This is a genomic window from Photorhabdus antumapuensis, assembly GCF_020387775.1.
GTDB lineage: Bacteria > Pseudomonadota > Gammaproteobacteria > Enterobacterales > Enterobacteriaceae > Photorhabdus > Photorhabdus antumapuensis.
The window spans coordinates 1-12590 of record NZ_JAHZMK010000001.1; the positions used below are offsets into that span (position 1 = coordinate 1).

The following is a 12590-nucleotide window of genomic DNA, read 5'->3' on the forward strand; positions in this document are numbered from 1 at the left end:
ATTGAATCGCTTAGAACACTGTTGATTCAGGAGGATATGCCCGGTTTTATCTGGCAGGCAACAAAGGATAGCTATCTTAAGCAGCTTGATATTGTCAAAGCCGAATATGAAAAAGCGGGTCTGGAAGGGGCCTATAATGCGGGTCTGGAGATAGGAAAACTGGTTACTGGAATAGCCAGTATGGCAGCCGGTGGCCTTGGCGCGGTCAAAGGGTCTACATCTGCCACTTCTAAATTGTCGAAAGTCATCTCAAAAGATCCGCACCCAACAGTAGACATACGGTATGTATATCGGGTAGAAAAAGATGGTAGCAAAACCCAAATGACGTGGGGAGAAGGTAACTATAAACAGGGGTATCCTTTTGAGGATTTTGTTGCTACGAAGATGCCAAAGGGTACTCGGTTACCCGAAGGGTTTAAGACTTTTGATTTTTATGATATCGGAACACGTACAGCCGTTAGTGTTAAAACTATAGATACACGTACAGCTGCACGGATAAAGGACCCCAAGCAGATATATACGTCAATGAAAGGGAATATTGATGTTGTCGCTAATTTTACAGGCGCGGTGAAGGGAAGTAGCATTGTTAATGCTAGCCGCATTTCGCAGCGTGAAGTACATATTGCAGTACCAAAGGCTACAACCCCTGAACAATGGGTTCAGATTAATCGTGCAATTGCTTATGGTACAGAAAAGAACGTTAACATTAAAATTACAGTGGTGAAATAATGAATAAGCATCCTGACCAAGGGTTGAATGCCGGGGCTAAATTTAATGGTGATTTTTATTCAATACAAACCCATTCAGGCAACGGCTTATTAAGGGTAGATCCCTTAGGAAGCAAACATTTATTACAACCAGTTGTATCTGATCAAGAATTGGGAAATGCTGTATTTGATGCTTTATCAAAAAGTAGGATAATTCCATTTGATAAATGTGGTGATTATTTTGATCATGATGCAAATGATAAACAGTATAAAAATTGGATCACAGATTTGGTGAGATCTTATGGTTACCGCTCAAAACGTCAGTTATTTAAGAAGATGAATAACTGTGATATCTGTTTGTTAGATGGAGTCATAACTATTATGCCTTATGGTCATGAGAAACTTGAGCTTTGGACAGGAAAAGGCATTGTTGAATCTGATTATGTCGTGATCCCGGCAGACAGTTCTCCTGAGGAAGTGGGTGCGGCATTACGATTGGCTTTTTCACGTTGCAGAAGTTATGTCTGACAATAAAACAACAGTTTTTGTACTGATTAGTCATGAGCTTTGACTTGTAGAGTTAATTAAAGTGGACATGTAATCACTATTACGTGTCCGCTAATTATCTCAAAAGGCTTAAATGGTTATTGAATAGGTCTTACTGTGAAAATTACGGTGGTGAAATAATGAGTGCAGATTTTAAACAAGGGTTAAATGCGCGAGTTAAATTTAATGGTGATTTCTATTCAGTGCAAACCTATTCAGGCAACGGTTTATTGGGAGCAGATCCCTTAGGAAGTAACGACTTATTACAGCCAATTGTATCTGATCAAGAATTGGGAGTGGCTGTACTTGATGCCTTATCAAAAAGTAGGATAATTCCACTTGATGAATATGGAGATTATTTTAATTATGATGCAAATAGTGAACAATATAAAAACTGGATCACCGAAATGATGGGGTTTTATGTTTACCGTTCAAAGCGTCAATTATTTAAAAAAATGTTAAGCTGTGGTATCTGTATGCTTGATGGTCAAATAGTGATACGACCATCCCGCCATGAAAAATTGGAAGGCTGGTCTGAAGATGGTATTTCTGAATCTGATCATGTCGTAATTTCTGCTGACAGTTCTCCGGAGGAAGTTGGTACAGCATTACGGCTGGCTTTTTCACGTTGTAGAAGTTATGTTTGACGATAGAACAACAGTTTTTGTACTGATTAGTTATGATATGATCTTTGATTTATAGGGTTAATTAAGGTGGACACGTAATTACTATTACGTGTCCGCTAATTATCTTAAAAGGTTTAAGTGGTTATTGAATAGGTCTTACTGTGAAAATTACGGTGGTGAAATAATGAGTGCAGATTTTAAACAAGGATTAAATGCCAGATGTGTATTTAATGGTGATTTTTATTCAATAACAAGTTATTCAGGTTATCGTTCACTGAATTTAGACCTTTTAGGGGGTAACCATATGTTATCTCCTGATACTTCTGATGAAAAATTAGGGGGTGCAGTTTTTAATGCTCTTTCTAAAAGTCGATTTATTCCCTATGAGAGTCTTGGTGATTTTTTAGACAATGAAAAAAGAAAAGAACGGTATGATCAGTGGGTTACAGAGATGATGGGATTTCATCGCTATCGCTCAAGACGTCAGTTATTTAAGAGAATGAACAGTTGTAATATTTGTTTATTAGATGGTGTCATAACTATTAAACCTTATGGTCATGAAAAACTTGAGCTTTGGACAGGGCAAGGTATTGTCGAGTCAGATTATGTCATCATTCCGGCAGACAGTTCTCCTGAGGAAGTTGGTTCGGCATTACGGCTGGCTTTTTCACGTTGCAGAAGTTATGTTTGACAATAAAACAACGGCTTTTGTACTGATTAGTCATGAGTTTTGATTTATAGAATTAATTAAAGTGGACACGTAATAGCTATTATGTGTCTGCTAATTATCTCAAAAGGCTTAAATGGTTATTGAATAGGTCTTACTGTGAAAATTACAGTGGTGAAATAATGAGTGCAGATTTTAAACAAGGGTTAAATGCAACCGCTATGTTTAATGGAGATTTTTACTCTGTTAAAACTTATTCAGGTAACGGCTTATTAAGAGCAGATCCCTTAGGTAGCAAACATTTATTACAGCCAATTGTATCTGATCAGGAATTAGGAAAGGCTGTACTTGATGCTTTATCAAAAAGCAGAATAATTTCGCTTGATGAATGCGGAGATTATTTTGATCATGATGTAAGTAATAAGCAGTATAAAAATTGGATAACTGAGATGATGGGATTTTATGGCTATCGTTCAAAACGTCAATTATTTAAAAAAATGTTAAGCTGTGGTATCTGCATGCTTGATGGTCAAATAATGATACGACCATCCCGCCATGAAAAATTGGATGGCTGGTCTGAAGATGGTATTTCTGAATCTGATCATGTCGTAATTTCTGCGGACAGTTCCCCTGAGGAAGTGGGTGCGGCATTACGATTGGCTTTTTCTCGTTGCAGAAGTTATGTCTGACAATAAAACAACGGTTTTTGTACTGATTAGTCATGAGCTTTGACTTATAGAGTTAATTAAAGTGGACATGTAATCACTATTACGTGTCCGCTAATTATCTCAAAAGGCTTAAATGGTTATTGAATAGGTCTTACTGTGAAAATTACAGTGGTGAAATAATGGACGAAATTTTTAAACGATGGCGAAATGCTAGATGCGTGTTTAATGGCGATTTTTACTGCATTGAAACTTTTTCCGGTTATCGGATGTTAAGTGCTGATCCACAAGGGAGTTACTATTTGCTATCTCCAGATATAGATGATGAGCAATTAGGTATGGCAGTTCTTGATGCGTTATTCAAGAGTAGGCTCATTCCTCTGGAAGAGATAGATGATTTCTTTGAGCCTGAGAAGTATGATGAACAATATAAAGAATGGATTGATGAATTAATCAAAACTTATGGTTATCGTTCAAAACGTCAATTATTCAAAAGAATGCGAGATTGTGGTATACAATTGCTGGATGGAAATATCACAATACGACCTACTGGTCATGAAAAACTTGAGCTTTGGACAGGAAAAGGTATTGTCGAGTCAGATTATGTCATTATTCCGGCAGACAGTTCCCCTGAGGAAGTGGGTGCGGCATTACGATTGGCTTTTTCACGTTGCAGAAGTTATGTCTGATAATAAAACAACGGTTTTTGTACTGATTAGCCATGAGCTTTGATTTGTAGAGTTAATTAAGGTGGGCACGTAATCACTATTACGTGTCCGCTAATTATCTCAGAAGAATCTAAATAATTATTAAATGAGACTTACCCCTAAAATCACGGTGGTGAAATAATGAGTGCAGATTTTAAACAAGGATTAAATGCCAGATGCGTATTTAATAGAGATTTTTACCTCACTGAGATCTTTTCTGATTATCGAATGCTCAGTTTTGATCTACAGGGAGGCCACTATTTATTGTCTCCAAATACAAATGACGAGCAATTAAGTATGGAGCTTCTTGATGCATTATCCAAGAAGAGGTGAATACCACGGGAGTAGCGGATAATATAAAGGTATTGACACTAGGTTAGTGCTTTTGATGCGTCATGACGGTTAGCATAATCACCAGAAAAATGCCTTGTTATTCCAAATTTAAAATGTCACCTTTTGGTGCAAATCCGAGTTTCTATATCCATGCAGGAGGATATATGCTTCTTGAAACAATAACATCTCTGGAATGTAGTCTTCACGGTGTCCGGCGGTATGACAGAGCATGGCTTGAGAAAATCCTTCATCCTGATTTTCTCGAAATCACTCGCTCAGGTCACTTAGTCGGCCGCAGTGAAACGATTGACGCCCTGATAGCTGAAAATAGTATTAATTGCATCGTAAGTTCTGACTTCCGGCTGACGATAGTGGAAGAAATGTGCGTTATTTTACTTTACAGAACTCACAATCAGGACGGTGGTCATGCAGCACTGAGGTCATCAATTTGGGTATTTTCTAATGAACATAATTGGCGCCTGACTTTTCATCAAGGTACACCGTGTGGATTATAGGTTGGGGTATGCTAGAGCCAGTGCTGTTGCCTAGGGATTCAACACAATCCAGCAAGCGGCCATAAGCAAAAGAGAATTAAATAGCGGAAGGAAATCATCGTATGGTAGCAGCCTAGGAAATATATCGTAAAATTGGTGACTCATTGTGTATAGAAAAACTTTTATAAAATGGTTTGTGGACGCAAACTAAGAATGCTCCGGTAAGCTCCAAACCATTACTAGTAAAAAATGATGCTTGATATTAATGAGGTATGCAAATGAAAAAAAATGAAGTATATATAAAGATGTTAGCATTATCTCTACCTTATATAAGGAATATACAAACTCACAGTAAAAAATTGAAAGGAAGGGATATTTCATGTTATTTTGAAGCTGAATTAATCCATAATTTTTACCATTCTATTCTTGATGAAAACTTTCAAGAGCATGATATTTATTTCTTAAATCATCAGGCCAAATATTATTACGATAATTGTAATGATACTATTTCACCAAATTATAACCAGCACTTATTTTATATTAAGGAATTATTTGATATAATCCCTGGAAATTTAAAAGAGAAATTGATCTGGCCGGGGCCATGAGTAGATAGGGTGCCATTATGATTGATATAAAATTCTAATTATATTCGGTACTGATAACTGTGGTTATCTATATCAAATAGCTATAATGGAAATTTATATCTTAGGATAAGAAAGCGGTTTATTTTTTCCGGTATTGAAACATGAGTTGGATAAATTATGATAAAAATATTAAAATTAGTAAATATTCAGGAAGTAACCATCAATACTGATGAATATATACCTATTGATATCCAATTAGTTGATAATATGAACGAAACCCCTTTGTATTGGAGAATTGGCGATAATGAAAAAAGTTTATTAGAGTTTGCTATTTTACCTAGCGATGGCAGAATAGCAGCAATTACATTAGTTGCAATAAATCCTGATTTTGTCCAATATGTGGATAATGACTTTATTGTATCACATGAAAGTAAATGTGGTTTTCCTATCGTTGATATGAGTCCGTGGAAATTTATTGAAAGTAATAATTTTAGCCATCGTTTTATTGATGAATTTAATTGTGTGATTAAAGTAGATATTTATCAGGAGGCTATTATGTTGATGATAAGAGAGAAATATAAATTATCAAGTTGGGTCAAATGTAATAATTCTTTGTGGTTGGGACTGGATAATTATGAAAATATTATCAGTGTCCTAATAAAAGATTTATCGAAAGAAGACATTAATAATTTCTTTAATTCTATTAGCTAGAATATGTCAAGCTGGTTTTATACCCGTTATCTTTCAAGTTGCCTCTTTGTTGGCTGCACTCACTCACCCCGGTCACATAGTTATCTATGCTCCCGGGGATTCGCTTCCTTGCCGTCGCGATGCATCTTGAAATCCATAAGGTATATCTTAGATGGATATACGATTCTTTCGTTACTACAGATAATAAATTCAAGAAGTAACAGGCAAATTTGTTATCATGTCCAACCCGAATACCTTTCATGAATTATACAGTCTATCGATAATATCTGAGGCGAAATTATAACTAAATAGAAAAACGTTCAAACTAATTAAAAAAAGTTAATATAGGATTTAAGATCATTTATTAACTTCCGATATTTTTAATGAGCTCATATATATTTGGCTTTTATTTTTCCATAAAAACCGATTTATTCATTTTTATATTGTCAATAATTATTCATTCTATACTCTTTTAATACTTGGTCTATTACCCAACTGGTTCGTGAGCCTGATTCTCCTGTTGAAGGGCAAAAGCCTTTGCCTTGTAATTCATTAATTATCGTACTAATCAATGGCATTTCTATATGCTTTGGATTGTCAATATTAAATTGGTGTAATTTATTATTTTCGTCATAATATGAAATGGCTGAATTTCCAAAGGTAGAAAAAGATATTTTTCCTTTATTACCAATTATTTCAACATTATCTCCTCTGGCATTCGATGCAAAATTCCATATACCTACACCTTGGATATTGTTTTCAAACATAAATGACATTGATACGCAATCTTCTGCTGGATAAGCATTCCCCTGTGAATTTGCATGTCCTTTGACAGAAATAATTTTTCCCAAAAGAAAATCTAATATATCCAGAGTATGACATGCTAAATCAACAAATAACCCACCGCCGGAAATTTCTGGATTAACAACCCAAGGTAAATGATGAGGATCTTGGTAACATTGCTCTATCTCTCTGTAAAGTATACAACTTACAATTCTTGGTGTTCCTATAGCACCTGACTCAATTAATTCTTTGATCTTTAAGAATCTTGGCAATGCTCTCCTGTAATAAGCAACAAATAATGGGACATTTTGCGATTTACAAGTCGCTATCATTTCATTACATTCTTCAAATGTTAATGCCATAGGTTTTTCTACATATATTGCTTTACCAGCTTTAGCCGCTAAAATGGTATATTCTTTATGTGTAGAGGGTGGTGTTGCAATATATACTGCATCAATGTCTTTGTCATTAATAAGTGAATTAGCATCAGAATACCATTTAGGCACATTATGTCTCTTGGCAAAGTCCTCGGCTAAATTAGCATTGCGTCGCATTACTGCAACTAATTCAGAGTTATCTAATTTATAAAAAGCAGGGCCGCTTTTTACTTCAGTAACATCACCACAACCAATAATGCCCCATTTTATTGTTTTTTGCATTTTATTTTCTCAATATGTTTATATTAAATTCTTTCCTAATAAAATCTTGATGGAGATTATAGTAAAACTCTGATTTATCCCATTTTTTTCGTTCCAATATATGATTATATAGCATGTTTCTTACTTCTGAATCAAGTGAGTTAATATAATTTTTATCGAATTTTTTATAATCCATTACACCGAAGTGACATGTGGGTTCACATCTATTCGTATGGTAACCTAATTGTATTGTTGCACGATTATGTTTCAATATGCCACCATACCCTCTATGTATTGCCAAGTTATTATAAAATATAGCTTCTCCTGGATTTAGTATGATTTTTTTACCAATATTAATATCGGGTGATTTCACTGGGGCTATTTTTTTGGAACCAGAAAATAATTCTTTTTCTATATTGTTAAAATTACGAATATGACTACCTTTTACAAACCATAAACATTCATCTTTATATAATGGTATGTTTATTTGAATATTATTATGGAAATGTTTATCTGAATACCATGAATCGAGAATTTCTTCATCAGGAATTTGTATTACATCCCGATGCCAGCCTTGTCGGTAATCAACTCCTTTATTCGCATAGAATAATGAGGCACCATCAAGTATGATATCTCCACCTTTTAACAAATCATTGCAAATTTCAATAATTTTATTATGACTAATAATTGACTGAATTCCTTTAATTGCCATTTTTGGTTGAATAAATTGAATGTTAAACATCTTATCATTATTTTGTTTTATATGATCATGTATTATTTTTAAGTAGAAATCAATTTTAGACTCTGATAAGATGGGTTTAATAATATATCCGTCTTTATTAAATTGTAATAATTCATCTTTATTTAGCATATTTCCTCACTTTAAGTGGTTAAGATTATTTTCTGTTTTATATGGTCAAAGAGTTTGCTGGAGTATTATCATTGAGTAACTTAATGATGTTTTGTATTATTCTTTCCTTCCCAGTTTTTATATCTAAATACATTGTTTTTTTATGAATATTTAATCTGGTTTCATAATCAAATATTTTTATAATGGAATTTATAAAAACATCATCAGAAATATCACTATGTAAACCTAGTTTAAAAAAACCTACTGTATTAGAGAAATCATGCAAATTTTCTCGTTTATTTGCAGAAATTGATATAGATGGAACACCTAATGCGGCTAGTTCATATATTGTTCTTCCATTAGAGCTGATTGCAATGTCAGAAGCTAACATATGTTGAGACATACCTGTCTTAATATTATCTATCCATTGAATATTTTGATAATTTACAGAGCTTAAGAAAGAATTTAATTCCTGAGTAAAAGGATAAGCTGGACCTGTAATAACTTTTACTATAATATCCTGGAGGAAATTACATGTAAATAATAACTTTAAAAATCGTAAAGTTAGGTTGTTTGGATCTTCACCACCAAAAGATAATAATATAGATTTTACCTTGTTATTTATTTTTATTCTATTTGATGAAATAAATTCGTCTCGTAGATCAATATAATTATGTCCATAAAGGACGTGAGAATATATTCCTGAAGAATAAATAGCATTTATAGTAAGATCTGTTTTTCTTACGCCACTTCCTGTATCTTCAAATGTAATGATTTTTTTACCTAAAGTTTTTATGGTGCTAATATAACTTTCATCAGTGTCTAACGTGTCATTTATCACTAAGTTTGGATTTATTTTTTTGACATATTTGTGAATGGGTATATTCTTATTTTGTAGAATGAGTTTTATATCTAAAGATTTTAAGTAATTGAAAGCATTTATACTTTCATGAGTACATAAAACATATACATCGTTATTCTTTAAACTCTTGCTTAAATCAGCCACTCTAAAAGCATGTCCCATTCCGATTCCAGGATAGCCGGCAACTATAAATAGTATTTTTTCTCTCATTTTATATTTTGATTGTTCAGATAATTAGGGGATTATGATCATCAATTAGTTTATAATAAAATATTATGGTGAACGGGGATAAAGCGTAAATTGATTTTTTGTTAAGTACAATGTTTTTATTTAAAAATAACTATTTTTGGTTACTATATGTTTACATATCTCCTGCTAAATTCTCATTTTTAGATTATTTTTATTGTGGAGGTGTTTTATAAATCTAATTTACCTGTTTTTACTCCAAATATGGCGAGGGTTTTGTGACTATATTTGGAAAACTCTTCTTCTGTCAGTACTGATATTTTGTTCACTAATGCACCAATTTGTCTGAGTTTCTTTGAGGATTTGCCTAGAATACCGATTGCTCTTTTCTCAGGTATAAAGATGAGTAATTTTAGGATGTTTAGACACTGCTCTTACCTGAGCTGTATCACTCCCGATTTCTTTGCTACTTTTTTAATAACAACAGTTTGACCTTCTCTGACCGCTGTTTTCAGACTTTCGGGAAGATCTGTAATACTGATTCTTGTCACAGTGCTCATGTTGCCTCCCATAATTAAACACTTGATTTAATTTTAATTAAATTCTTTGGAAATGTTAATTTAGACCAGTTTAATAAGTATAGTAATTTTATTTATCAGGAATCTGTTTGATAGGGAATTAGGTAGTAATAGCAGATTCATTCATTATTAGTTTCCAGTTTGAATACCTCTCATGAATTATATAGCTTACCGATAATATCGGGGATGAAATTATAACTAAATGGAATTTCTCTCAAACTAATTAAAAATAAGTTAATAGAGGATTTAAGATCATTTATTAACTTCCGATATTTTTAATGATCTCATATATATTTGGTTTTTATTTTCCCATAAAAACCGATTTATTCATTTTTATATTGTCAATAATTCTTCATTCTATAGTCTTTTAATACTTGATCTATTACCCAACTGGTTCGTGAGCCTGATTCTCCTGTTGTGGGCAAAATCCCTTTCCTTGCAATTCATTAATGATAGTATTAATCAATGGCATTTCTATATGTTTTGGATTGTCAATATTAAATTGGTGTAATGTATTATTTTCGTCATAATATGAAATGGCCGAATGTCCAAATGTAGAGAAAGATATTTTTCCTTTAGTACCAATTATTTCAACATTATCGCCTCTAGAGTTCGATGCAAAATTCTATATATTAAGCTTTTTTCAAGACTTAAACCCTACCACATTAACCGTTTTATCCATTTTTTTATTGCATTATTTTTTATGATTTGTTTCGTAAAATAATGGCAAGAAAACGCTTAAATCTCTGTTATTCGGATAATATTTTTTTGCGTGCTGATTTCTTTTCAACTCTTTACTAATGGTTAATGGACTTTATTGAATGCAATTAACTCTCTTTCTATCCCACATGCTTGTAGTCTTGGTTGCAATAATACATATTGTTTGCAATGCATGCTAAATGAGGAAATGAGTCTATGCCATCCATTACTGTCAGAAATGTACCGGACGAAGTGCATCGCTCCTTGCAGGTACGCGCAGCTACGTACGGCCGCAGTGCTGAGGCCGAAATCCGGTTTATTCTGGAAAATGCCGTACAACTGGCGGGGCGCATTAAGTTGGGCTCTTTGCTGGCAGAAATTGGCCGCGAGGCGCGGGGCGTCGAGATCGAGCATGATAAGACACCTGCCGAGCCGATGAGTTTTGAATGATCCTGCTAGATACGAACGTGGTTTCCGAGCCGCTGCGGCTCAGTGGCCACGGTTTACATTCTTGGTATGTGTAATAATGAGCAAATAATCATTATTGTCTGCCCACCATGAAGACCAATTTTAATTATTAAAGCTCAATCTCAATATCACTAAGTGGATGACAGCAGCAGGGTAAAATCTCGCCTTCATTAACAAAAGCCAGAGGTTTGTGTCGATAACCAACTTTGCCTTTTATCAGTCTGACACGGCAGGAACCGCAATAACCTTCACGGCACTGGTATTCAGCTTGAACTCTACCTTGTTCCAGTGCTTCTAACAGACTGTTATGCAGTTCGGGAGAGCTGTAGATATGATAACCCTGCATACCATGCAGGGTTACTTTATAGCTTGTCATCAGAGTTCAAAATCACTCAGGTCGTCAGGGTTAACTTCAGCATCAATCTGACCAACCAGATAGGAACTGACTTCAACTTCTTGCGGCGCGACTTGAACATTATCAGACACCAGCCAGGCGTTAATCCACGGAATCGGGTTAGAACGTGTTTCAAATGGCAGTTTCAGCCCAACAGCCTGCATGCGGATATTGGTGATGTATTCAACATATTGGCACAGAATGTCTTTGTTCAAGCCAATCATGGAACCTTCTTTGAACAGGTAATCCGCCCACTCTTTTTCTTGTTCCGCCGCTTGAACAAACAGGTCATAGCACTGTTGCTCACACTCTTTGGCGATTTCAGCCATTTCCGGGTCATCCTGACCAGAGCGCAACAGATTCAGCATATGCTGAGTGCCTGTCAGATGCAGTGCTTCGTCACGGGCGATCAGTTTGATGATTTTGGCATTACCTTCCATCAATTCACGTTCAGCGAAGGCAAATGAACAGGCAAAACTGACGTAGAAACGGATCGCTTCCAGCGCGTTAACGCTCATCAGGCACAGATACAGTTGCTTTTTCAGTTCACGCAGACTGACAGTAATGGTTTTACCGGCAATCTGATGTGTTCCTTCACCAAATAGCTGGTAATGATTAGTCATCTCAATCAGATCATCGTAATAAGCGGAAATATCTTTCGCCCGTTTCAGAATCTCTTCATTGGTGACAATATCATCAAACACAACCGCCGGATCGTTAACGATATTACGGATGATGTGCGTATAAGAACGTGAGTGAATCGTCTCGGAAAAAGACCAGGTTTCAACCCAGGTCTCCAGCTCAGGAATGGAGATCAAGGGCAGAAACGCCACGTTCGGGCTGCGACCCTGAATAGAGTCCAGCAGCGTTTGGTATTTCAGGTTACTGATGAAAATATGCTTTTCATGATCCGGCAACGCATTATAGTCAATACGGTCACGAGACACGTCAACTTCTTCCGGGCGCCAGAAGAAGGAGAGCTGTTTTTCGATCAATTTCTCGAAAATTGGATACTTTTGCTGGTCATAACGAGCTACGTTTACCGGCTGACCAAAGAACATCGGTTCCTGTAACTGGTCGTTTTTTACCTGCGAAAAGGTGGTATAGGCCATA

At 35.1% G+C, this 12590-nt stretch carries 17 protein-coding genes; 11 read left to right on the plus strand and 6 right to left on the minus strand.

Annotated features, from left to right (window positions below; translation table 11 throughout):
• The 10 genes from KZ793_RS00005 to KZ793_RS00050 all read left to right on the plus strand — a co-directional run.
• On the plus strand, nucleotides 1–729 hold a 729-nt coding region (locus tag KZ793_RS00005), incomplete at its 5' end, for an endonuclease toxin domain-containing protein (protein WP_450091396.1).
• Nucleotides 729–1235 carry a contact-dependent growth inhibition system immunity protein gene (locus KZ793_RS00010; RefSeq protein WP_225812366.1) on the plus strand — a complete coding sequence of 169 codons (507 nt, stop codon included), beginning with the start codon at nucleotides 729–731 and terminating at the stop codon, nucleotides 1233–1235. The genes KZ793_RS00005 and KZ793_RS00010, both read left to right, overlap by 1 nt.
• Before the next feature lie 158 nt (nucleotides 1236–1393).
• Nucleotides 1394–1900, plus strand: a complete 507-nt coding sequence (locus tag KZ793_RS00015) for a contact-dependent growth inhibition system immunity protein (RefSeq protein ID WP_225812368.1) — start codon at nucleotides 1394–1396, stop codon at nucleotides 1898–1900.
• 163 nt (nucleotides 1901–2063) lie between these two features.
• On the plus strand, nucleotides 2064–2570 hold the full coding sequence (locus tag KZ793_RS00020) for a contact-dependent growth inhibition system immunity protein (RefSeq protein ID WP_225812370.1): 507 nt from the start codon (nucleotides 2064–2066) through the stop codon (nucleotides 2568–2570).
• Between the two features lie 158 nt (nucleotides 2571–2728).
• Nucleotides 2729–3235, plus strand: coding sequence for a contact-dependent growth inhibition system immunity protein (locus KZ793_RS00025; protein WP_225812371.1), 507 nt, complete (start codon nucleotides 2729–2731; stop codon nucleotides 3233–3235).
• Nucleotides 3236–3393: 158 nt separating this feature from the next.
• Entirely contained in the window at nucleotides 3394–3900 is a 507-nt protein-coding gene (locus KZ793_RS00030; protein WP_225812373.1) for a contact-dependent growth inhibition system immunity protein, read from the plus strand.
• Nucleotides 3901–4059: 159 nt separating this feature from the next.
• A complete protein-coding gene (locus KZ793_RS00035) occupies nucleotides 4060–4251 on the plus strand; it encodes a contact-dependent growth inhibition system immunity protein (RefSeq protein ID WP_225812375.1) in 192 nt (63 codons plus the stop codon).
• 164 nt (nucleotides 4252–4415) lie between these two features.
• Nucleotides 4416–4766: a nuclear transport factor 2 family protein gene (locus tag KZ793_RS00040; protein WP_225812377.1), complete on the plus strand. Its 351-nt coding sequence runs from the start codon at nucleotides 4416–4418 to the stop codon at nucleotides 4764–4766.
• A gap of 257 nt (nucleotides 4767–5023) precedes the next feature.
• Nucleotides 5024–5350, plus strand: coding sequence for a zinc ABC transporter substrate-binding protein (locus tag KZ793_RS00045; protein ID WP_225812379.1), 327 nt, complete (start codon nucleotides 5024–5026; stop codon nucleotides 5348–5350).
• Nucleotides 5351–5506: 156 nt separating this feature from the next.
• Entirely contained in the window at nucleotides 5507–6040 is a 534-nt protein-coding gene (locus KZ793_RS00050) for a hypothetical protein (protein WP_225812381.1), read from the plus strand.
• Nucleotides 6041–6465: 425 nt separating this feature from the next.
• Here KZ793_RS00050 and KZ793_RS00055 read toward each other — a convergent pair whose 3' ends face one another.
• The 4 genes from KZ793_RS00055 to KZ793_RS22475 all read right to left on the minus strand — a co-directional run bounded on the left by KZ793_RS00055 (nucleotide 6466) and on the right by KZ793_RS22475 (nucleotide 9898).
• A complete protein-coding gene (locus KZ793_RS00055) occupies nucleotides 6466–7461 on the minus strand; it encodes a Gfo/Idh/MocA family protein (RefSeq protein ID WP_225812383.1) in 996 nt (331 codons plus the stop codon).
• 1 nt (nucleotide 7462) lies between these two features.
• Nucleotides 7463–8311, minus strand: a complete 849-nt coding sequence (locus tag KZ793_RS00060; RefSeq protein WP_225812385.1) for a phytanoyl-CoA dioxygenase family protein — start codon at nucleotides 8309–8311, stop codon at nucleotides 7463–7465.
• 37 nt (nucleotides 8312–8348) lie between these two features.
• Nucleotides 8349–9362, minus strand: coding sequence for a PseG/SpsG family protein (locus KZ793_RS00065; RefSeq protein ID WP_225812387.1), 1014 nt, complete (start codon nucleotides 9360–9362; stop codon nucleotides 8349–8351).
• Nucleotides 9363–9772: 410 nt separating this feature from the next.
• Nucleotides 9773–9898 (minus strand): hypothetical protein, encoded by a 126-nt coding sequence (locus tag KZ793_RS22475; protein ID WP_255619106.1) that lies wholly within the window; start codon nucleotides 9896–9898, stop codon nucleotides 9773–9775.
• Nucleotides 9899–10831: 933 nt separating this feature from the next.
• Here KZ793_RS22475 and KZ793_RS00070 point away from each other — a divergent pair.
• Complete coding sequence (locus KZ793_RS00070) at nucleotides 10832–11065, plus strand: FitA-like ribbon-helix-helix domain-containing protein (protein ID WP_225812389.1); 234 nt, start codon at nucleotides 10832–10834, stop codon at nucleotides 11063–11065.
• Between the two features lie 127 nt (nucleotides 11066–11192).
• Here KZ793_RS00070 and yfaE read toward each other — a convergent pair whose 3' ends face one another.
• Together yfaE and nrdB are read right to left on the minus strand one after the other, a co-directional pair.
• Nucleotides 11193–11459 carry a class I ribonucleotide reductase maintenance protein YfaE gene (gene yfaE, locus KZ793_RS00075; protein WP_225812391.1) on the minus strand — a complete coding sequence of 89 codons (267 nt, stop codon included), beginning with the start codon at nucleotides 11457–11459 and terminating at the stop codon, nucleotides 11193–11195.
• The gene (gene nrdB / locus KZ793_RS00080; RefSeq protein ID WP_225812393.1) at nucleotides 11459–12589 is read right to left on the minus strand and encodes a class Ia ribonucleoside-diphosphate reductase subunit beta; all 1131 of its coding nucleotides are present in this window, start codon (nucleotides 12587–12589) and stop codon (nucleotides 11459–11461) included. Before nrdB ends, yfaE begins: the two co-directional genes overlap by 1 nt.
• Nucleotide 12590 lies beyond the last annotated feature (1 nt).